General features: G+C 53.9%; 20 protein-coding genes and 1 pseudogene. 14 read left to right on the top strand and 7 right to left on the bottom strand.

The genetic code is table 11. From position 1 onward, the window contains the following. The first annotated feature begins 69 nt into the window (after positions 1-69). The 7 genes from ACRWA7_RS17930 to ACRWA7_RS17900 all read left to right on the top strand — a co-directional run bounded on the left by ACRWA7_RS17930 (position 70) and on the right by ACRWA7_RS17900 (position 5,567). Positions 70-948 (top strand): pentapeptide repeat-containing protein, encoded by an 879-nt coding sequence (locus ACRWA7_RS17930; RefSeq protein WP_438395266.1) that lies wholly within the window; start codon positions 70-72, stop codon positions 946-948. Beyond that, positions 945-1,655: a nucleotidyltransferase domain-containing protein gene (locus tag ACRWA7_RS17925; RefSeq protein WP_438395265.1), complete on the top strand. Its 711-nt coding sequence runs from the start codon at positions 945-947 to the stop codon at positions 1,653-1,655. Before ACRWA7_RS17930 ends, ACRWA7_RS17925 begins: the two co-directional genes overlap by 4 nt. Then, entirely contained in the window at positions 1,639-1,962 is a 324-nt protein-coding gene (locus ACRWA7_RS17920) for a hypothetical protein (RefSeq protein ID WP_438395264.1), read from the top strand. Before ACRWA7_RS17925 ends, ACRWA7_RS17920 begins: the two co-directional genes overlap by 17 nt. A gap of 126 nt (positions 1,963-2,088) precedes the next feature. Further along, on the top strand, positions 2,089-2,673 hold the full coding sequence (locus tag ACRWA7_RS17915) for a hypothetical protein (protein WP_438395262.1): 585 nt from the start codon (positions 2,089-2,091) through the stop codon (positions 2,671-2,673). Positions 2,674-2,738: 65 nt separating this feature from the next. Then, the gene (locus tag ACRWA7_RS17910) at positions 2,739-3,485 is read left to right on the top strand and encodes a hypothetical protein (protein ID WP_438395260.1); all 747 of its coding nucleotides are present in this window, start codon (positions 2,739-2,741) and stop codon (positions 3,483-3,485) included. Next, on the top strand, positions 3,482-4,246 hold the full coding sequence (locus tag ACRWA7_RS17905) for a hypothetical protein (RefSeq protein WP_438395259.1): 765 nt from the start codon (positions 3,482-3,484) through the stop codon (positions 4,244-4,246). The genes ACRWA7_RS17910 and ACRWA7_RS17905 overlap by 4 nt, the downstream gene beginning before the upstream one ends. Before the next feature lie 424 nt (positions 4,247-4,670). Then, the gene (locus tag ACRWA7_RS17900; RefSeq protein ID WP_438395258.1) at positions 4,671-5,567 is read left to right on the top strand and encodes a hypothetical protein; all 897 of its coding nucleotides are present in this window, start codon (positions 4,671-4,673) and stop codon (positions 5,565-5,567) included. A 306-nt stretch (positions 5,568-5,873) separates the two neighbouring features. Here the strand turns inward: ACRWA7_RS17900 and ACRWA7_RS17895 are convergent, their stop codons facing one another. Both ACRWA7_RS17895 and ACRWA7_RS17890 read right to left on the bottom strand, forming a co-directional pair. Continuing rightward, positions 5,874-6,737: a hypothetical protein gene (locus ACRWA7_RS17895; protein WP_438395257.1), complete on the bottom strand. Its 864-nt coding sequence runs from the start codon at positions 6,735-6,737 to the stop codon at positions 5,874-5,876. Positions 6,738-6,846: 109 nt separating this feature from the next. Further along, a complete protein-coding gene (locus ACRWA7_RS17890; RefSeq protein WP_438395256.1) occupies positions 6,847-7,521 on the bottom strand; it encodes a hypothetical protein in 675 nt (224 codons plus the stop codon). Between the two features lie 580 nt (positions 7,522-8,101). Here ACRWA7_RS17890 and ACRWA7_RS17885 point away from each other — a divergent pair. Next, entirely contained in the window at positions 8,102-8,860 is a 759-nt protein-coding gene (locus tag ACRWA7_RS17885; protein ID WP_438395255.1) for a hypothetical protein, read from the top strand. A gap of 15 nt (positions 8,861-8,875) precedes the next feature. On the opposite strand, the gene ACRWA7_RS17880 is transcribed toward ACRWA7_RS17885, so the two are convergent. Then, positions 8,876-9,424, bottom strand: coding sequence for a hypothetical protein (locus ACRWA7_RS17880; RefSeq protein WP_438395254.1), 549 nt, complete (start codon positions 9,422-9,424; stop codon positions 8,876-8,878). A 98-nt stretch (positions 9,425-9,522) separates the two neighbouring features. Between ACRWA7_RS17880 and ACRWA7_RS17875 the strand changes: the two genes are divergently transcribed. Beyond that, the gene (locus ACRWA7_RS17875) at positions 9,523-9,870 is read left to right on the top strand and encodes a winged helix-turn-helix domain-containing protein (RefSeq protein WP_438395252.1); all 348 of its coding nucleotides are present in this window, start codon (positions 9,523-9,525) and stop codon (positions 9,868-9,870) included. A 472-nt stretch (positions 9,871-10,342) separates the two neighbouring features. Here the strand turns inward: ACRWA7_RS17875 and ACRWA7_RS17870 are convergent, their stop codons facing one another. Further along, complete coding sequence (locus ACRWA7_RS17870) at positions 10,343-10,909, bottom strand: tyrosine-type recombinase/integrase (protein ID WP_438395250.1); 567 nt, start codon at positions 10,907-10,909, stop codon at positions 10,343-10,345. A gap of 476 nt (positions 10,910-11,385) precedes the next feature. On the opposite strand from ACRWA7_RS17870, the gene ACRWA7_RS17865 reads away from it, so the two are divergent. Next, on the top strand, positions 11,386-13,815 hold the full coding sequence (locus ACRWA7_RS17865) for a hypothetical protein (RefSeq protein WP_438395248.1): 2,430 nt from the start codon (positions 11,386-11,388) through the stop codon (positions 13,813-13,815). A 160-nt stretch (positions 13,816-13,975) separates the two neighbouring features. After that, on the top strand, positions 13,976-14,419 hold the full coding sequence (locus ACRWA7_RS17860; RefSeq protein WP_438395246.1) for a DUF6641 family protein: 444 nt from the start codon (positions 13,976-13,978) through the stop codon (positions 14,417-14,419). Between the two features lie 16 nt (positions 14,420-14,435). Here the strand turns inward: ACRWA7_RS17860 and ACRWA7_RS17855 are convergent. Beyond that, positions 14,436-14,639: pseudogene (locus ACRWA7_RS17855) on the bottom strand (IS30 family transposase); the annotation flags it as partial. Between the two features lie 248 nt (positions 14,640-14,887). On the opposite strand from ACRWA7_RS17855, the gene ACRWA7_RS17850 reads away from it, so the two are divergent. Both ACRWA7_RS17850 and ACRWA7_RS17845 read left to right on the top strand, forming a co-directional pair. After that, positions 14,888-16,126, top strand: a complete 1,239-nt coding sequence (locus tag ACRWA7_RS17850) for a hypothetical protein (RefSeq protein ID WP_438395244.1) — start codon at positions 14,888-14,890, stop codon at positions 16,124-16,126. Between the two features lie 112 nt (positions 16,127-16,238). After that, entirely contained in the window at positions 16,239-16,424 is a 186-nt protein-coding gene (locus ACRWA7_RS17845; protein ID WP_187619207.1) for a hypothetical protein, read from the top strand. A 146-nt stretch (positions 16,425-16,570) separates the two neighbouring features. On the opposite strand, the gene ACRWA7_RS17840 is transcribed toward ACRWA7_RS17845, so the two are convergent. After that, complete coding sequence (locus ACRWA7_RS17840; protein WP_438395242.1) at positions 16,571-17,557, bottom strand: site-specific integrase; 987 nt, start codon at positions 17,555-17,557, stop codon at positions 16,571-16,573. 364 nt (positions 17,558-17,921) lie between these two features. On the opposite strand from ACRWA7_RS17840, the gene ACRWA7_RS17835 reads away from it, so the two are divergent. Then, positions 17,922-19,508 carry an FAD-dependent monooxygenase gene (locus ACRWA7_RS17835; protein ID WP_438395241.1) on the top strand — a complete coding sequence of 529 codons (1,587 nt, stop codon included), beginning with the start codon at positions 17,922-17,924 and terminating at the stop codon, positions 19,506-19,508. Here ACRWA7_RS17835 and ACRWA7_RS17830 read toward each other — a convergent pair. Continuing rightward, a complete protein-coding gene (locus ACRWA7_RS17830) occupies positions 19,497-21,479 on the bottom strand; it encodes a putative bifunctional diguanylate cyclase/phosphodiesterase (protein ID WP_438395239.1) in 1,983 nt (660 codons plus the stop codon). The two genes, ACRWA7_RS17835 and ACRWA7_RS17830, sit on opposite strands and share 12 nt — an antisense overlap. Positions 21,480-21,630: the final 151 nt, after the last annotated feature.

Below are 21,630 nucleotides of genomic sequence, written 5' to 3'. Positions count from 1 at the left end.
AGACTCTGTACGTTAAACTAACGGGGCACAATGCAAGTCGTTTCCGTCTAATTGCATCAACGCCAGCCCATGAACGATCAGCCACACACCGGCGGGACTGAGCCTCCCGCGCAATATTCCGAGTTTCCGATCCGACGGGCGGAAGGCGTGAAGTTCTCTGGCACCGTTACCGACGGGAAATACCAGCACGTCAAGTTCAAACATGTGTCAGCCGGAAAAGTCCACTTTAAAAATTGCGATTTTTCCTTTTGCGAATTTGAAGATGCCTATTTCCGCGACGCTACTTTCGAGGAGTGCGACTTCAGGGCCGTCAAATGTAGCCGGTCTAACTTTCGCGGCGCCGTGTTTTCCCAGTGCAAGTTCGACTATGCGCAATTTTTCGAGACTCATCTGGAAGCGAAAGAGCTTATTGCGAGCGCGCCCGCTCGTCCGAACTTGCGACGAGATTTCATGGCTGCAGCTCGCGTAAATGCCGGGAGTCTAGGTGATGTCCGCGCGACCCGGCTGGTCATTCGCGAGGAATTAAGGGCGGAACGGCAGTTCCATGTTGAAGCGGCGTTCGGCGAAACTCAGTGGTACGTTGACAAATACACTCCGTGGGAACGGGTAGGCCATCTTCTTCGATCTGTTTGGTTGACCTGTGATTGGTGGTTCTGGGGCCACGGCGAACATCCATGGCGCTTTCTTCGCTCAATGCTTGTCACCGTGGTTCTGCTCGGGTTGCTTGTTTTCATCCTTGGCCCTGGTGTCGACTTGGCGCAGTCGTTAGGTCAAAACCTACATCTGGCATGGCGCGGTATTCTCGTGGCGACTTATATCTTTCTCGACGCACCGGTCAAGTTCACTGAACAAGTGCCAGACGGGCTCGCTGTTGCGATTGCGACGTTTCGCTATGTCTCACTGGGCCTTTTCACGAACATGATTTTTCGCTTTCTGTCGCATCGATGAGCCTACAGACAGCCTATGTGCGAGAAATTCGCCTCTTTGGTTCTCACGCTCGCGGCGATGACGGAGCGGCCAGCGACCTAGATGTTTTATACGTCGTCGATACTTCGCGAGCAGGCGATCGATCGCAGGCGGACACTCAGATTTCCGACCTGCTCCAGGCGAACAAAAGTGACATTTCGCTCTACAGCGAGCGGCGGCTGCGCGAAATGTTTGAGGCCGGCCATCTTTTCGCTTGGCACTTATACCTGGAATCCAAGCCTGTGTGGTCTGACGCCGCCGGAAGTTTCGTCGAATCGCTCGGCAGGCCAGCACGTTACGTCGGCGCAAGAAAAGACATGATGGAACTGCTGGAAATCGCGACCGAGGCTGCCGCCTCGCTGCGAGACCCAGAGTCGACCATTATCTACGAGGGTGGCATCTTGTACGTCTGCTGCCGAAACACCGCATTGGTAGCATCGACGCGGGTGGGTAACAAGCCAATTTTCGGCCCGCGGTCTCCCATGCGGGTCGCCATCCCTAGCATTCCGTTTCCTCTGAGCGATGACGAATATATGCTATTAATCGCTGCCCGCCATTCGGTCACCCGCGGTGCTCCGCCGCCCGACCTGGATCGGAGACGCGCTCTTGATCTCGGGGAACGCGCTTTACGCTGGATTCGGTCTGTTGCGGCATGGACATTGGACGAATGCGATGAAACTGTCATTTAAAGAGAAGGTTCGATTCGAACGCAGTATTTTGCGAGACGTCAATCAAGCGCGCGCATGGCCTGCACCATTGCTTGGTCTCTCAGAATCGGCAATAGTCCTCTGGGCCTCCAAAGCCGGACTGGCAAGAGACGACTCGCTCCCGTTGTGCTTGCAAGAGATCTCAATCCGGTGTCGCATCGAATCTGACAAGAGCCGTGAGGTCTTTGAGGACGGCTACCTGCGGGACGCCATGACGCTTGAGCGAGCCAGAATTGCGCTTCAAAAAATCATCGGCGCGCGCCGTGTCCAGGCGATCGCGCGGCGATAACTGAAAAGAGCTCTAGAACCAACGCGGTCATACAGCCACTGATGACGCACGTTGCCTTATGTCGCGTCACAAGACGTGCCATAAGAGATGTAGTATTTGGGGATCATGTCCATGTGAGGGGATGCGATGGGAAAGCAGCCGCCAAAGGCCGATCAGAACGGAAAGATGAAAGTTCGGATCATCGAGTTCGAACTGGAAGGCAGCGACATGTCGCTGCAGGAAAGCCTCAAGAGCATCACTGCCGCTCTTTCTCGACCGCCAGTTGTCGCCGCTCCGCGACTGCAGCAACGCGTCGGCACGACACGAAGCGTTGCTGAGGTCGTAATGGATGATTCTAGTGAGCCGTCGGACGACCTTGATCAGGTCGAAGAGGTCGAGCAGGAAGAAGAGTCCACTGTTTCCGCTCCTGCCGCGCCCAAAAAGCAGAGAAAGCCACCGAAGATGGCGGCGCCGAGCCTCGTGGACATCAGGTTTGATGACGAGACGCCCACCTTTGCAGAATTCGTCGAGCAAAAAGAGCCTAAGAACGATATGCAGAAGTACCTCTGCGCAGCGTTCTGGCTAAAGACCTACAAGACCGTCAATGACGTTAGCATCGATCACATGTACACCGCATATAAGGTAATGGGATGGGCGCTGCCGACTAACCCCGTTCAGCCGATGAGAGAGCTTGCGGCGACTCGTGACAAGCGATTCAGCAAAGGTGCTTAGAAAGGTCACTACACCATCAACCACGTCGGCGAGGGCTACGTGACAACCAAGATGGGCAACGGTCAGTGAGTGATCTTCTGGCGTTCGTAAGTCAAATTAATGGCTTTGGCGGGAAGAGCTTTACAGATAAGGTTGAAATCTTCGGCTGGTATTTGCACGAGAACGGTGGTAAGCCGAAGTTCGGCCCCACCGATCTATTGAGCTGCTTTGAGGCGGCCCATGAACCGAAGCCGAGTAACATTCACTCAATAGTGCATCGGTTGTCTACGGATCGTCCTGCTCGTTTGCTGAAGGATGGCCAGGGTTATCGACTGTCTGCAGCGGTACGCGAGCAGGTTGGCAAGCTCATTAGTCGAAAGACGAACACGGCAGTGACAGCACTACTGACTGGTTTGCTGTCATCCGTTACAAATAAAGATCAACGGACATTCCTCGACGAAACGATTACGTGCTTCACAGGTAAGGCCCATCGCGCCGCGATCGTGATGGGCTGGAACTTGGCGTACTCACACTTGTGCGACCGGATCTTCGACGCTCACTTGACGGCTTTCAACGCGAACAGGACGAAAGTCCATCCCAAACTCCCGGAGATCGTCAAGCGCACCGACTTCCAGGAATACGGTGAGCGACAAGTGATCGATGTCTGTCGAACCGCCTCCATCGTCGACAAGTCAATATACAAGATACTTCAAGAACGCCTTGACCGAAGAAACATGGCTGCGCATCCGTCTGCAGTGACCTTCACTTCAGCGCAAGCCGAGGACTTAATCACTGATCTCGTAAACAACGTATTGTTGAACGCAAGACTATGAACTGGTGGCTCGCAGTCCCCTCTTGGATCGTGGCGCTTTACTTCGGCATCGGCTTTGTTGCGAAGGCTGGCTTTCCGCCGAAGGGAGATCTTCTTATCGGTGATGCGCTTTTCGTCGGTCTCACCCTTTTCTTCCTTTTTCTACCCTTCTTTAGCAAGATCAAGATCGGATCACTGATCGAGTTAGAGCGAGAAATCAAGGACGCGAAAGAGGAAGCCACTGCCGTGAAAGAAGAGCTTCGCGAGTTCAAGAATGAAGTTCGCAATACTGTCTCGGTTATTAGCACCAACGCGATCAGTCAGCACGTCAACGTGCACCTACCAGGCGCTGATGAACTCCGGCGACAGCAGGAGAAGGTTGAGGAGAATCTGAAGGCCCCCGGCCGACAGCGAGCCGATGATGTGGAGGCAGAACTGCAGTCGGACGATGTCACATATGCGCTCGCCAAGGTCCGAATCGATATTGAGCGCCTTGTTCGTAACATCCTTGGCCGTCGGCTTGATTCATCGGACCGCAACATCTCTTCACTATCGCAACGTAAGTTTCTATCAATCGACAAGATGTTCGATTTGCTGGCTGGATCGGACAATACGTTGAATTACTTGCGGTCGCCGTTGCGGAACGTGCTCGCGGTCTGCAATGCAGCGATGCACGCGCAAACAGTCAGTTCAGAACAGGCTGACGAAGCACTCAAGCTGGGGGCGCAAATCATCGCAGCCCTCAAGGACTATCCAGGCAGCAAGGATTTTGCATCCGCGTAAAAGCCTTTTGATCATCCCTGCGCGCGGCAACGAATTCAATTGCTGAACTGCCGGATACGTCACCAAGCGTCTGGCAGCGCAGCTCCAACGCGGAGCATGGGCAGCGCTGCCGAGCGTGCCAGAGACTCATCGGCGCAAGCTACGCTCCGAGCGATATCGATACCACATGCGCTAGTTGCAGCAAGCCCCAGTCGCTGATCGCCTGCAGGTGTCGGTGCAACCGACAATTTGCCCTACTGGCTGGCAGAAGAATTGCCAAGCGTCTGGCTACGCTGCTTCACAGCAGCGCAAGTGCAAAGCGTCACCGCATCACAAGCTGACGGCTTACCGCCACGCTCGTAAAGCCTTCAGTTTCGCTGTAAACGGCCGTTGAATACTATACCGGCCAAGCCGGAACAATCCAAGGTTACAAGCACCATTTCCCATGAAAATAAAACTTAATAACCCCTTTAAAAACTTTGGACGAAGCGATGTCATCGCGATCGTCGGTGTAATCGCAGGAATTCTAGCCCTTGTCGCCGTGTATCATATAGCCGTTCTGCAAGGGACGTTCCAAAAATCCGATGTGGAAATTGCATTTGAAGGTGCCCCACCCATTAACACGGATCAAACAACCGAGATCTTCGTCTCTTCGAATGCAGACATCGCGAAAGTTGATTCGATCTTCATACCGATCGAGTTCAATCTTAAAAATTCAGGTGACAAGGGACTAGACAATGTCGTCTTGTCATTTGCCTTTGACAAACAAGGCAAACATACATCGAATTTTTTCGATGAATCAGTCTATACGCATCAAGGCATGATGACCGCGCAGAATTTGCGGCATGAACAAAGCTCCACGGATGAATTTGACTACTCGAATTTTACAGTCACCAAACTGAACATCGGCGATAGTCCGATGATCGGGGAAGGGGTGGTGGCATACAAAATGCCCCCGGCACTTCCAGATAACCTACCCGTCTTAGGTTTGTCGGGCTTAGGTGCCACGGTAAAAATTCAGATCGAAGCCGACAACGTCGCTAAAAAGACGTTCATGGTCGACTACAGAATCGCCACAATGGGCAATATCGATCAGCTAACCGATTGGTACACTCACTACTACGCGAAAGCCGTTGTCATCGAAAAGCGAAATACGATGAGCATCGCATCCTATTTCTTGAAATTACTTTTCAGTCGGGAAAGCAAAACCGCCTACTTGGTTGCCCCGGAGTTCCGTTCGATCTCGATCAACGGCGAAACTGAATGGCTCCCAGTCAAACACGACCCTATCCTTCGAGCGATATCCTTCAAGCCATACAGTTGGTCCTTGTTGTTTGGATAACGTAATTACGGCCTGCCAGAAACGTCACCAAGCGTCTGGCTGCGCGGCTTCAACGCGGAGCATGTGCAAACCTACAAAGCGCGCCAAAGCGACATTCTTGCGAGCTGCGCAGACGGCAGCTAACATCGCCGACTGCGTTACATTTTGCGACTCATCGAAAAACCTAACACGCTGGCAAGTCGATTGAATCGACTTGCCGTGCCATATTCCGCCGCCTTACATGAAATCGAGCTTGATCTGCATGGCGTTGATCGTCTTGCGGTTTCGCCAATTAGATTGAATCGAGTTGGCGAGGGGCGACAGCACTCACTTGATAGTTTTGCCGTATGCGTTGCATGCAGTATTAAGCGCAAACTCATCGTCAGTGAAGCCGAGAACGACAAACGTACCGTCTGCATTGCGCTCGATAACAGCAAGAGCGAGCGCTTTGTCAGAAGCAGGTCCGAGACCCTTCACAGGGATATCTTTGACCTCGCCGAGAACATACGTATGCACCTTAAGACGGGTACTTTCAAGGCGTGTCTGCCGCTCTTTTGCCATGGTCTCAGGGCTTTTCGGATTCTTGGGCTTCAGAGCATTAACGATCCCGCCCTTCCCGTCCAACCATTTCAAGAAGCGCGCTGGCGTCACGTGACCTTCTGCTTTGGAATACGCGAGGCGGAAAAGACGGGCACGCTGCGACTTCGTTGCCGTGGTCATTTCACCGAAAGTAAGCTCAAGAATCATGTGCTCGGCTCCGGTTTTGTTCTTCGTGTATTCCTTGACGCGTGACTTCAGGAACTCGAAAATCGCATCTTTCGCGTATTTGCCAGCCTTTGCTTCATACATGTAATACGCGGCATACGCGACAGCGAGAGTCTCGTTCAAAGCGCTGCGATAACCGTCGCCCTTGCTCTCGCATTCTGCGATGGTTTCACGAAATGCCAACACAGTTTTATCAGTTGCCGGATCGAATGGCGCGATGCTGGGCGAGTAATTGGGATCACCCTTACCAAAAACCTCTTTAACATCAAACGGCTTGGGTGCCTTCTTGATATCTTGGCTAGCGAACTCAATCAATGCCGCATTCTCAGCTTCAGGACCATGAATCGCGTCAGTATCCAAAACACCTGCAATAGATGCGCCGACGATGCTGTTTTCTTGGGTTTCGGTATTAACTCGCGTGTGCATTTGGTTTAATCTCCTCGTAGGGTTAAGTTGTTTGTCGTCAGCGCTGGGACAAAACGAATTATCCGGATAGGGAGATTGCTGTTACACCACGTGCCAAGCAGGTGGTGTGTTATTTGACAGTGCGTCGCACGTCCAACCCTTCCAACATTCTTTCAACGGAGCGAACCGGGTCTTTGGGATTCCACGGATCACCTGTTTCCTTCGCGTGTTCCATCACGCGCGCGACGATCCTCTTAGCCGCGTGGCTCTGCGAGGTGTAGGAACCTTTTAGGGCCAGGTTCCTCGCGTATTCCTTCAACGGATTGCGTTTGGCGGCTCTTCCACGACCACCGGCACTGGAAACCTTCGTCGCGACATGCTTTATTTTTGCTGGAAGATCAGCAATCTGGTTCGCACGCCCAAGCCGATGCTGGGCACGACACAAACACAGCCAACTCTTGCGTTCCTCGCCTGCGTCATTGGCTCTGTTAGCCGTAATCGCCCAAGCGCAAGCGAACCGCACATAGACCAAGAGAAGCTCATCACGCAGGTAGCTGCGAGGCGGCTCCATGGACCTCGGATCAAAATCATTGTCGTCGAACAGCGGCTTGGCGATGTTGGTCATGAAAAGCTCGCGGCCGTTCTTAACGAAATATTCGTTCGACCAGCCCTTGTTCATCGCCCTGCAGAAAAGATGGATCAAATGCTCCATGACCTTCCGGTACACGTCTACGAACGTTTCCTCATAGGGGTCGCGGATTATGAAGTCGTCTGCCGTCAGCTGGATCTCGTTCCCGTCACTCATCTTTCACCCAATGAAAAGAAGCTGCAAACGCAGCTTCTTTGTATTACGGCATCGAAGAACGTGCCTTGAAGTAGATTTAATCGACTTCAGTACATGCCGGGCACGATGTAGCCAGGGCTCATCATGCCACCTGAACGCGGCATGTAACCCATTGATCCAGTACTCAGACCCGCCATCGGATTCTTGCTCTCGTTCGCCAGCATGTTCTCAAGTAGAGTCTGATATGTAGGTGTCCGCAGTAGGCAGCGCTTGCTCGCCCGGCATTGTTGGCATCGCCTGCATTGTCGTTGTTGGGTTGGTCATTTGTGGTAAAGCCGACGACACCCGTTGCGACCTACCGCCAGTTGAGGACCCGCATGTAAGTCAGCACATCGACGTCCGATAGTCGGACTACTCGCAAGACGGCGGCCTCGTACCCTGGCCAGCGCTACGTTTAACCTAGCGCACGAACCAAGCAACGAGTTCGTAGGACCCTACCGCATCAACCTTTTCTTGATGATCCAAAGCCCCCTCGCTACCCTCCTTGTACCCCGGCATCACATGATGCTGCTCCGATACGAAGTCTTGTAGCTTGGATCACATGGTCGCGATCACGCGCTTTCACAATTTCATGTCGCTGTACCAAGGCCGGTGTACAACTGCCCTTGCAACAACCCTCAATACATCCGTGTTCGCCGCGAAAGCGCTCGACGTCGGGCTGTCCCGTCCGCGAAACTCGCTCAGCAAGATGCAGCTGCTCGAAGCAATCGCGGTCAGGCAATCGGTGCCACGTTCGACTTGCATGCCTCTTGCGCTTGGCCCCGCTTCCGCTATAATTTCCATAACAGATATGAAATTTATAGCGCTAGACAACCTTCGTTCGGCTCGGACCATGCACGACCACTTACTGCAAGAGATGTTCGCGATCACCCACTTCCATAATTTCATGTCTCTGTACCAAGGCCGCTACGCCAACGCACTGGCAAAGACGATCGACACTTCGGTGTTCGCTGCGGGGGCGCTAGACATTGCGTTATCAACGGGCGCTATCTCGTTGGACAAGCTGCATCAACTGCTCGGATGCAGCCGTGGTCAGGCAATCGGAGCCGCTTTCGATCTGCAAGAGCGCGGGCTGGTCGAAGACATTGAAGAAACCAAAGCCCGACGCGGAGAATATTTTCTCGTTCCGATCGACAAACCGTGCGAAGTCGCTCGACTGTACCGGATACGACTGGAACAGTTGAGCCGTGAGAAGGGGCTATATGAAACCCTCCAAGACGCGTTACCGGCCTTGCAGAGCATTTTCATCGAGGCGCTTTCTGCGATGGAGTCTAAGCAGATTACCCAAGGCACTGCCTGAGCATCTGCTCGTCCGTCAGCGTCGAGCCGGTCGCGGCAGGAACGACAATACAGCCCTCATCGCATATAGCACGATGATCGCACCGGACAGATCGCCTACGAACATGGCGAAGAATCGTTCAGCAATGTGTGTGGTGGCTCCGCAGAGCACCAGCCAAATGTTAGTCAGCAGCGGATTAGCAACGGAAAACGCAACTGCGAGGGTCAGTAATCGTATCGGTGTGAGATTGATCAACGAAGCTTGCAGACCATAGTGTTCGCGCCCTAAGCGGTAGACCCCATAAGGCGCAACGGTCGCAATAATGCCGCCAGCGATCGATCGAATCGGATCATGGGGGAAGAAGTACAGGAAATCGACGAGCCAGCTTGCGATGAGCAATCCAATCGCACCATCTGCGCCCAGTAACAATGTGCCAAGCAACCTGACACCGGACGGCAGATAAATCCAGTTCACGCCGCGCACGAATTCGGAATGCGTGAAGACTTCCTGATTGATCCACAGGGACAAGACGAATGCCACGACCGTGCCAAGGATTGACAGCAGATGCAAGCGCCAGTTAGCCATTGCAGTAAAATTCCCCAAGTCGATGCGTGATCTAGATGCATTCGCTCCAGCTTTCTCGCCTCGCAACGCTTTCCATTCAACGGAGCGTATAGCCAGTCATGACACGCCCTGCTGATATTTACCTACGATTCCTGCAACTCACCGAAGCCCTGCGCGGCCTGCCCTCGCTTCCAGTGCTCGATCCGCTCGAAGAGAAGATCCTTGAATTCGTCGCGCGCATGTCGCAGGCCAATGAACGTCTGTCAGTACGTGAATTGATGGCACAAAGCGAACTCGGTTCGCCAGCTACGCTGCACGCGCGCCTCAAGTCGATGCGTGAAAAAGGCTGGCTCACCCTCGGCGATACAGAGGACACACGACGCAAGCAGATCGAACTCACGCCCGCCGCGCTCAAACACTTCGACAAACTGGCCGAGGCTTTTTCAAGGGCAGCAAAGGGCATCTGACTTCCGCCCAACTGTCGGTTGAATCAACATCAGGCGACGGCCTTCATCGTACCGTGACTGCCGCAACGCAGGCATCCGTCGTTGCTGCTCCAGTTATGGCTTGAGCAGCGATGATCCCTGCATCCGACAGCACCGCATTTGGTGCACCGGTAGATATTGGCCGAGTGTTGCCCTGCCTGATTGCGAATACGACCTGCGCAATTTGCCATGAGACTTTCTCCATCATTATCCTAAACACCTGCTACTCTGAACAGGTCTTGCTTCGTAGACGGCGCGAACCGGGTGATGCCGATGCGCCGATTGAATAGCTGAACTGCTTTCTCGAAATACTGTTGATCATCGACGCGATGTATGTCCTGCCCAAGTGACCATGCTTTACCTAATATGTGTGTTAGGTCGGCCCTATTCTCGTGCCTGAACTCGAGAGCGAACCGCCGACGTGCTTCTATCTGAGCAAGATTCGCGCGGCTCATCACACGAGATCCACGGCCTTGCGCTGCATATCGTCGTTGACGTCGATGTATCGCTGCGTTGTCGAAATATCTCGATGCCCCGCAAGCGACATCAACACGCGAACGCCTACGCCCTTGCTTGCCAGATTAGTGATGAACGAGCGCCGGCCTGAATGACTGCTGGCGCCTTGAATTCCTGCTTCCTTGTAGAGCCAGTGGAAGTACTGACATAGCGTGTTGGCCGTGAACCCCGCCCGCTTCTGCGTATAGAACAGCGGCCTATCGGGCTTCGGATTCTTCAAGCTCGCGACGTACGCAGCCAGCTCGCGCCGCAATTTCTGCCCCAAGAACACGGTACGTGCATGTCGGCCCTTGGTCTGTTCTGGCGCAAGCCGGATTTCTGACTTGATCGAACCTTCGGTATCGAGCACGTCGCGCACGAGCAACGCGGCGACCTCCCCAACACGCATACCGGCCCAGTGCGTCAGTAGCACCATCACTCGATTACGTAGCGCATGCCGCCGCAACGAGATGTAGGTCAGTACCTGCTTGAGTTCCTTTTCGGTGAATGTCTTGGCCTGCTTCATGAATTCCCCTGAGCAAATAAAATCCATGCCCGGAGGATGTATTCTTTAGTTATACAGATCAACAGAAGATTGACATTGCGCAGACGTCAGCGAAAACAAGCACTTGCGACAACCAAAGGTTTTTGTAATTTGCTTTGGTTTCGCACTGTCGGCGAACAGTTACGTTCGTTGAACAGGCAAATGAAATATCAGCGGCCACGCTAGCGCGAACGCTGATGCCGGTTGACCTACACGTACAGATATGTACGCAGTATCGGTAGCGCTGCGGCTTCATAAATAGATGTGGCAGGAGCAATTCCTGTTGCAGCAATCTGAAGACCCGCTTCGGGTCAATCCAGTCTTATTGTTGAACACTGTTAGAGCGCATCGGAAGCGGGGGGTTACAGCCCCGCATTCGATTTGGTTGGCTACGGTCTTTGCTAAATAGGTAGGTCGGGAGCGCTCCCGTCATCTAACAGTCTTACAACAATAAAAATATGGACAGCACAACCAAAATCTATCTCGTTGATGGAGTCTGCGGCTCAGGCAAGACCCAAGCGATGATCCGACACATCAGCGAATCACATACCGCTAACCTCAAGTTCGTAATCGCACAACCGACAAAACGGCTCTGTGAGGAGACAGCCACACAACTTAGGTCGCTGGGGGTTCCCGTCACCTATGTCTCAAATGACGATCCCAAAATGGCCGGCAAAACATATGCGGTCTATCAGCAGGCGGCTCGCAAGCTAGCGGGCCAGAAGACAGGCGGCGTGGTCATCACGACGCATCATACGTTCTTTGCGAATCAGCACCACGTGAGCGACGCCACCCGCCGCAAGCTTCATTTGTTCTTCGATGAAATTCCTCAGGTGGACAGCACAACCTACCTAAATGTGAAGAAGCATCACGAGTTCATCGAGCAGCATTTCGACGTAACCGACTTCGGCGACAACCATCTCCTTGAGTTCAGCGTCCGACCGGGCAGCAATGTTCTGCTGGAAGAGATGCTCGAAGCTGGTTTGGCGGGGACAGACATTTTTCTGAAGGGCAAGGACGTTCGCGATTTTCTCGGCGCTGCGCTTGATGTGGGTCGAAAAAAGTACCTAAACAAGGCCAGATGGAACACACGCGACTACAACGAATATCAGTTGCAGATGCACACGATCTTGATGCCAGAAGCATTCCATGGCTGGAATACGTGTCGCATCATGGGTGCGAACGCGAAGTCATCCATGATGTACGCGTTGTGGGAACACTACGGCGTCGAATTCCAGGACGACAAAAAATTCGTGCTCAAGAAGGCCCACACCGAGCTTGCCAAGCGTCGCATCGAAATCCACTATTTTTCTGGCTGCAGTTGGTCGAAGAGTCTACGCGACAGAGTATCGAATCGATTTGACAACCTTAGCGTTTCTGTAGACGAACTGTTCCAAGGCGAGCGGTCTCTATGGGTCGCAAACAACGATGTGGACGATTCCGAATGGAAGGTTGAGAACAGCACGCGTATCAGCAACATCTGCCACGGCATCAACGAATACCGCGAAGTCAATAACATCGCCTTTCTCAGTGCGCTTAACGACGTCCCTGCACACTTCGAATTTGTCGCGCGGAGATTTGGCGTCGATGACCGCAGTCTAAAGCGTGCAAAAGCACTTGAGACAATGTATCAGGCTGTGATGCGAACATCGCTACGTGTGCCACACTCAACGGAAACCGTCCGTATCGTAGTTGGCGACAAAGATCAGGCTGACTTTCTTAGCGAACTGTTCCCCAACGCAAAGGTGTTCGCCCTCGATCAGGTCGAAAGCGCATGGGGCGAAGCGCAGAAGACACGAGGTCGCCCCAAACAACAAATCAAGAAAAGCCAGACTGAGCGCAACAAGGAATCCAAGCAGCGGGAGAATGCATACCTGCTGGCGCTGGAGCAAGTTACAAAAAATACCATAGACGAAGGCATTTTCGTAACTCACGAGTCGTCGATCTATTCGCGTAACAACGAACTCACTTCTGCAACAGCGACTCGTTGGGACGAAGTGCTTGCGCTTTTCAAAGAGGCTTTTGACGTTAAGTACGGAGGCAAGAAGGACAACTCGTTATTGAACTTCGTGTCCTTCAGGTCCGATAGTCGGACCAAGGGAAAGGCCGACATCGAATACGTCACCGGAATCCAGCTTGACTTTGATAGCGGCATGCTGTTGTGGCAACGGGCAAGCGCGATATTCAGCGACATCAAGCACTTCACCTACAACAGCTTCAACAACGGCAAGGAAAACACTCTGCGTTTCCGTATCGTGATCCCATTCGACAGACCTGTAACGGTTGAGATTGCCGAAGCGCTTTGGGACGTCCTCGCAGACCGCGTACGTTCCGATGGCTGGTTCGTCGGTCGCTCTCCCAATAAAGCAGAGCAAGCTAGAAATTCTGGCCTTGACGTCAGCAAGCGCCCTGCCAACAGCTTTTACTATGCCCCTTGCCAGTCCGTATTCGGCAAAAAGTGGTCGTTCTTCGATATCAGGTGCTGGCATCAGCCCGTATGGAGCGTACTTCACGCAATCGAAAACATAACCGTCGAGCTGCCCGAATATGTCGAAGTCGAAACTACGGTCAACAGAGGCACAAAACTGAAGGCTTTGATCGATGCAATAAAGAACCGCGAGAACGCTGCACGCGTAGAAGCCGACACCGAGAACAGCAGAGCGGATCGTATTATCGAGCGCGCCGAAGCACGCTGGCAACAATGCGCTGACGGTGAAGGCCATGACGAATGGTTCGTTCTCGCCTGTTCCTATTTCCGCGCTGGACTAGATTCAAATGAGGTTGAGACGCGGATGCGCAACCAGTTGCCGTATGCACATAGCCCAGCGGAACGTCGCAGCGAGCTGAAGGGAGTTTTAAAGTCGGCTCAGTCGACGACAATCCGTTGAGCGAGCTAGCCGCAAGGGCCGACTGCTATTATTGGATTCAGCCTTCCTACGTTCTTCGTCATAAGCTTGATCAGAAATGCGAAGCGTATGTCATTCTTTTCTTGATCTCTTAGTTGGTCGAACGCATCCTCTCCTGCATACACACACAGGAGAGGATTACATGAGCACGCTGAACACCCTGAAGCTTGTCGCAACGAAACGTCCCGGCGCTTTGCCGCAAATCGTGCAACGCCGTAACCGGCTGATCGCGAAGATCTGGGAACAGACGGAGCTCGCCAAGGCACAGCAAGCAGGCACGTCATTCTCGCCCACGAAGTACCGTTCCGTGAAGGATGTGGAAACCGGCGAACGCCGTAACGTGGAAGTGCAGAAGCGCGTTCGCGCCTGGTGGTTCACCGCCGAAAACGGCAAGCTCTGCATCCAGGTCCGCTACGGCGCGAAAACGCTGGAACTTGCGAAGGGAAAAACGGCAATCGAAGTTGGCTCAACCGACAATCTGATCCCTACGCTCGAAGCACTGAAGGCCGCTATCGCGGCGGGCGAATTGGACGCACAAATTGAAGCCGTAAGCGAGACTATGCGCAGTGGATTCGCCGCGAAGTAATTGGTGGTGGGCTTGCGCGCTCAGTAAGCGTTAGCGCCAGCCTTGATCGTCGCCGTGGCGCGGGCTGGATTCCTCCAGTTTGCGCCAGAATTCCCTGTACCGACGAATGATTTCGATTAAAAAGCCCGGCAGTATGCTGCAGCGACTCTTTTGCACGCCATCGCTCCCACATCCACGCTTTCTGGCTCTCGCTGTAATATATCCGGCGCCTCTGCTTCATTTGCAACACTCCCGCTGCTTATGCAGCGCTCATTGTGTTGCATCGACCGCTTGAATCCTCGTCGCGTGCTGCCGATCGCCCCCGGAGGTTGAAGCTACGCATGCAAGATGCAAAGTCGGCACCCCGGCCAGTTTCGGTCGCTCGACGTCTTCCGCCAGATCGTTGACAATGTGGCTGCGGAGCATCACAGGATGCCGCAGAATATCGCCCACCTACAAGCGCCGAAAAGCGCACCACATTAAAGCATCATGCGCCCATGGGAACGCCGCCTCCGTGATCTCGCCCAGTTGTTGCGCAACTGCGGTGAAGCTTATTTTTCACCAGATCTCTTTCGACTGAATACCAATCAGTTTCTCCAAACATCCCGCACAGTTACCTTTATCATCCAGAAAAACAAAGCGACGATTCCAGACTTCGATACGTGGTATAAGGCAAATGTACTTCAGTCTTGGGCAGACGATCGGGTGATGTGTTGGGCCAAGGACGCAAGAAACGTTATCGAGAAGGAAGGCGACTTAGAAATGCAGAGCACACTGCGAGCAACTGTGCTCTTCTCCTATGTTTCCGACGAGGACATGCTTCTTGAGACTGGTCGAAAAGATTTGCTGAAGGCGGACATCGAGCAGCTGCTTCAGGCGGCGCTCCGCAAGCTGCCGCCCGGAATTGCCGATGCCGCTGTACTCAAGATTCAACGTTTGTGGGTAGCGAACTCACTGCCTGATTGCGAGCTCATCTACGCACTCACGTACGCATACTCTCAACTCCATCGAGTCTGTAGCGATCTTGCTGCACACCTGAATTCCGCGCTAGACGCTTCCATTCCACATCCGACCGAGGTCGATCCTTCATCGACCGATGTTGCAAGGGTCCGCTTCATGAAATTCGGCAAGCCTGGCATCGGAAAGCATTCCACTGTGCGAATGGACGCAGACCCGGATTACAAGCCACCGCCGGCATTGCTACGGCTAAAGGAAGAATTGGCGGCGGCTCCGAAGCCCACATCGCTTGCCGAGGTTGTGGCGGTGCAAGCCAAGATGGCTCAGTTCACATTCGAGCATCATGGAAATCACATGGCAATGCTTGTTCTTTATGACAAGGATTGGACGCAAATTGACTTCATGTCGACCGCCTTTGCCGATCAAGCTGACAAGTTTCTCTTTTGGCGAAATGTCGCCGACCGCGCGTTCTATCTCAAGGCTTATGCAATGATCTGGACAAGCGAAACTTGGATACGTGATCTCAAAGAACATAACGACCGCCCGATTCGCGCCCTGCCCATTATTGGGGAACAACTCCATGTAGTCGGGGCGGATGCTTCCGGTGCAACCGAGGTCGTAATGTGGAACATCTCCAGGCCGAATGGAGAAGGCGCCCCAGTGCTTACCCCATTGATGCCAACGGATATGCATGGCAAGCCCGGTCGCATGTTCTTCATCGAACCAGTAATTGCTGCGATGAAAATGGTCCGCGCGAATAGTAAAAAGTAACACTTCTGCTCGATGTTGTATGGCCGCTTACGCAAAACGCGAACGCCCCTTGTTGGTCGATCACGGTCTCCGGCCGCATAAATACCGGCATACAACGATGGAGACGATAGTCATGAGATACCAAGAAATTCTGGCCCAGCCTAACCTTTCCGAGATCGCAGACCTTGAGAAGCAGCGAATCGACGCGCAAAAGAAAGCGGCCAAGCGCCAGACGGTCGCTGCCAAGCGCGCCGACATCCAACATAAGATGCAGAAGCTGCAACAGCAACTGGCAAAGCTCAACGCTAAGCCAATTTAAATCCGATGGTCTCGCTGTCGCCCTTTGTTTCTTAATGGAAGGTCGGGCAGCGAGGCTTACACAGACAACAACTTCTCGCTTCATTTCCGTTGTTTACGCTGTACACAAACTCATAACGCGAACAACAAGCAGGTCCGGTTTCATTCTCAGCCGAGCTTTTGAGCAAGCTCCCTTGCTGATACGTGATAGTAGCGCTTCAGCATCTGCACATTGGAATGTCCCGTCACCGACGCGAGTTCGATCACGTTCGGCAGTTTCTTTGCAAGATTGCTCGTTGCCATGTGCCGCAGATCGTGAAAGTGAAAGTCTTCGACTCCGGCACGCTTGCATGCTCGCGGCCACGCACACAACACGACATTCTGGCTGATCGGAATAACGCGCTCGTCAACACGATCCAGACTCTCCAGAATCGCGAGCGCTGCGCTGCTCAACGGAACATAGCGATTCTTACCGTTCTTTGTTAAGGGCAGATAGGCGGTCCGCTCTTCGAAATCAACGTGCTTCCATAGAAGGGACAGCAGTTCGCCCTGTCGCATCGCTGTCTCAAGCGCAAGCTTCGCCAGCGGCACAAGCCATTTACTGCGCAATTCGTGGCGCTCTGCATTCAGTTCATGCAACAGCCGTTCAAGCTCTGTAGGTTTCACCAACCGGTTTCGACCAGGCGGTAATCGCGGCTTCTTCACAAGCTTTGCCGGATTGTTGATACTGAGACCCCATTCGCGTTGCGCGTGCGTGATAACAGCACTGATCGTCGCAAGCTCGCGGCAGACGCATGCGTTTGACGCCTCTTTGAGACGTTGATCGCGATACTCGGCAAGTATGCTGGTCGTGAGATTGCGCATGCTGTACTCGGCAATCTTGTGCCGCATAATTTTGCCGATGCGGTATTCCTCACTGCGCCTACTGGACTTTGTCGGTGTGACCGACATTTTGTAACGCTCAAGAATATTACGAAATGTAATGTCGGTTGTGCCTGCTGGATCGACCCACGTTCCATCGTCCATCGCAGCTTCGACTGCGCGAGCCCAAACCTGCCCCTCTGTTTTTGTCGAAAACGACTTGTATTGGGCAGGAAACCCCTTTCGGCTTATTTTCACTTGCCAGCGGCCGTTGCGTTGGCTGAACGTCGCCATTTTTCCCTCTGAGTTGCAGTTGAGTTGCAAGAGGGTAATTTCTGGCGATTGGCAAAGCTAGAAGCCTTTAAGCACGGCTAGCATGAAAAATGCTTAGGACAGCCAATTGATGCACTCGTCGGTAATAAACAGGGCCATGCTGCCGCAACTTTGCTAGAAAAAACAATACATTATAGCTTTTTCGGGCTTTGATCCGCAGCGCTGCTTCGTCGGCCAGCTAATACGCTTGATCCGTAGTGAGTCTCGCCTGCTGCGAATGGAATTACCGTGCGCCAAGCACTAGTATCTTGTTGTGCCAGCTCGCAGATTCTTGTTTATGCGCGCCCGTCTTGCAGGGTGCGCAATGACCTGTCAGGAGCAAGATATGGACGACGTGGACGTACTTGTCATTGGTGCGGGGCCGGTCGGCTTGCTGCTGAGCACCGAATTGCAGCGCGACGGAGTCGCGGTGAGCGTGATCGACAAGATGCCGGACAGAGGCTTTTTCTGTAAGGCGCTCGGCGTTACAGCACGCACGCTTGAGATTTTCGATGACATCGGGATCGTTGATCGTGCAATCGAGGCAGGCACATGGCTTACCGGCGTCGAAACGTGGGTCGACGGCGCAATGGTGCCCGCGCGCTCCATGCGCGTACCGGGCGAAGGTCTGCCCTATGGCTCGCTTTCGCTTGCGCAGTACGAGACGGAGCGGCTGCTCGAAGCTGCGCTCGCCGAGCATGGCGGTCAGGTCAATTACGGCTACACGCTGAATAGCTTTACCGACAATGGCGATGCGGTCGAAGCACTTCTGACGGGTCCGCAGGGCGCGGCGCTCACCGTGCGTTGCAAATGGCTGGTTGGCTGCGATGGAGCGCACAGCAGGGTCCGCTCGGGAATCGGCTCCAGTTTTGAGGGGGAGCAATATCCGCAGACCTTTGCACTCGCCGATGTTGACGTGGACTGGCCATACAAGCGTGGCCCCATGTACCGGTTCGAATGGACTGATCCGGCTCGGGCGAAAGGGAGCGTCGCGGCTGTGCCCATTCGCGGCTCCGTGAAGCGCTACCGGCTTTCCATGATCGTGCCCGATGAACATGCGTCATCGCTCGCGGGCGCTGACAATCCAGACTTCGAGACAATGTGCAACCTGCTGTTGCCGTCTTTGCCGGAAGGCACTCGGCTATCGTCAATGCGATGGTCGTCGGTTTATCGGGTGAGTCATAGAATCGCGTCCGCATACGGGCACGGCCGCGTGTTCATTTCCGGCGACGCCGCGCATATTCATCCGCCCGTAGGCGGCCAGGGTATGAACACGGGCCTGCAGGACGCACACAACCTCGCCTGGAAACTGGCCCACGTCGCGAAGGGCCTCGCGCGTCCTGCATTGCTCGACAGTTACCACGCAGAACGACATCCCGTTGGCGTCGATGTAGTCAAATCAACGAGCGCCGCGCTCAATTCAGTGCTCGCGCGGCAAGCAGCAAATCCGGCGATGCGCGAGACCCAGTTGCTGATTTCCTATCGGGGCAGCCCAGTTGTCACCGATCTCTGTACTGACGCCGATCCTGCATTCCCCGCGCCGGGCGATCGACTGCCCGACGTGTGCGCCCTGACACAGCGGTTCGTGGGTCACCCAAGGCGGCTGCACGAATTCCTCGGCCGGGGCAAGCACACGCTCATAGGCTATATCGACAAGGCTGAACAATATGGAGCTTTCGCCGACTGTTATCGTGCGCTGTCGACGGCATTGCCCGATGCTGTATCAGCGTTGCTTGTCATAGCGCCGGGCTGCGAGGTGTCCGATTTCGAGTCCGTGACCACGGTGACGGACTCGTCGGGAGAGTTTGCCGCGACGTATGGCGCAAACGGCGGCACAGTATGGATTGCCAGACCGGACGGCTATATTGGATGGAGAAACAACGGCTGTTCGGACGGCGAGATCGAAAGCTGGCTGGAACGGTTAATTGGGTAATAACGTTTCCGATGGAAAGCCGTTCGTCGCGATGGCATCCAGCACGTCCGCTCCCGCGATGGGTCTGCCAAAGAAATACCCTTGCATGAGCGTACAGCCCAGTCCTCTGAGCACGTTGGCCTGCGATGCCGTTTCAACGCCTTCTATGATGCATGCAAGGCCGAGATTCTTGCAGAGGTCGACAATGCTTTTCACAACTGCGCGTGCTACTGGATCGCCAGCAATATCCGCCACGAAGCTGCGATCGACCTTGAGTTTATCGATCGGAAGTCGATGGACATAACTCAGACTTGAATAGCCGGTACCAAAGTCATCAAGGGAAACTTGCACCCCGAGTTTTTTCAGCGCACCGAGTGTTTCCTGCGCGCAGGAAACGTTCTGGATAAGCGCAGTTTCAGTGACTTCGAAGTTGATCCGGTTTGGAGCCACTCCGCTTGCGAGAGCCGTGCGAATCACGCGGTCGACTGCCTCTGCAGAACTTACGTCGCGAGCGGAAAGATTAAACGAAATTCCCACCTGAGATGGCCATGTCGCCGCGGCCTCAAGCGCCTTGCGCAGCAAGACGTCAGTCAGCGGGTAAATGAGATCGGTCCGCTCGGCGACCACAAAAAAGTCTGCGGGCGATATGGCGCCAAGCGTCGGACTGTCCCAGCGCGCCAGCGCTTCAAACGCCACAATGCGCCTGGAGGAAACGTCGAAAATCGGCTGAAAGAACACAGAAACCTCGTGCCCAAAATCCGGCCGCTTCAAGGCTTGCTCTATTTCGGCGTGTCGCTTGATCTGCGTTTCGTGCTCGCTGGAAAAAATCGCCACGCCACCACGACGGCGATCTTTCACGAAGAGCAACGCATAATCGGCCCTTTCGGAAAGCTCCACCGCGGTGGTGCCTGCATCAGGGAACACCGCAATTCCCAATGACGCCGACAAACGCGCCGTGCCCTCCGCCAGTTCATAGGGACGTTCAAGCAGCGCGCATATGGCATCGCTCAGTTCGAGCAGCCTGGCCTCGCTGACGTCGCCCCGGAACAGCAACCCGAATTCATCGCCGCCGACCCTTGCGGCGCTCATGCACGGTGACGAAAGAATTGCCAGGCGGCGCCCTACTTCTTCAAGCAATCGGTCGCCGAAATGATGCCCGTAAAGGTCATTTATTGCTTTGAACCCGTTCAAGTCGACAACGCCGAGAGCAGCACCCTGTTTAGCTTCCTGAGCGGTCAAAAGCAGTTCGTCGAGATCGGAAAAGAAGCGGCGCCGATTGGGTAATCTCGTCAGGGTATCGAGATTGGCGAGTTGAAAATTTTCTGCACTGAGGCGCTCGGTTTCCGCATGTTTGATTAAGAGGCTCCGCTGCGATTCGATTAAATCGGCAAAATCCCGGTAGTAGATTAAAAGAACCACAACCATGACAGCCGCAACGAGCATCATGTTGATCGCAATCGCAATAAGCACGGCATTCTGGCTGGCGAGAAAGAACACCACGAAGGGTGTAAGAACAATAAACGTCATTGACAGCGCTGCAGTGCGCATATGCATCAAGCAAAAGATGCATCCAATGACAGTGATCGATATATAGAATGCGACATGGCATTTAGCATATGCGTCGCCGAAAGGGTAAAGCAAAAGACCCCAGGCGGTGAAGACCGCTCCGAGCAGGACCACAAGCTGGAGCGTGCTCCGCAATCTTTTGGTGATCGCCACGTCGGATAGTTCGATCTTGCGTGCTCGTAGCCAGAGTATGACCCGCGCCCCGCACACGGAACACAGCGCGAAGGGCGCGTAGATGGACAACCAGTTCGGCGCAACTCTGAAATGCGTGTAAGCAACCGCCACGGTATTGATAATCAGTAGACCATATAACAGCGGAATCTGGCGCGAGAATGCTTCGAATTGGGATCGGCTTAGCTCTGCACTGGTAGGGACAGCGAGTATTGAACTGATAGCCTTAAAGTACCGTAATTTTTTTCTGATCATCTAAATGTCACCCGGCGAATTATTCGCCTTCAATTCGAAGGGCCGACGGCTGTGTCAATGCCGTTTTAGAGTGCTGCATGATCTATCAAAATACGATGTGCCAGCCTGATTGCGCTTCACTATGAGGATACATCCTGACCGAACATAAGGG

Origin of the sequence: Caballeronia sp. DA-9, from assembly GCF_051615025.1 — a bacterium.
GTDB lineage: Bacteria > Pseudomonadota > Gammaproteobacteria > Burkholderiales > Burkholderiaceae > Caballeronia > Caballeronia sordidicola.
Note: the sequence above shows the minus strand (reverse complement) of the source record. Positions and strands in the feature narration are given on the sequence as shown.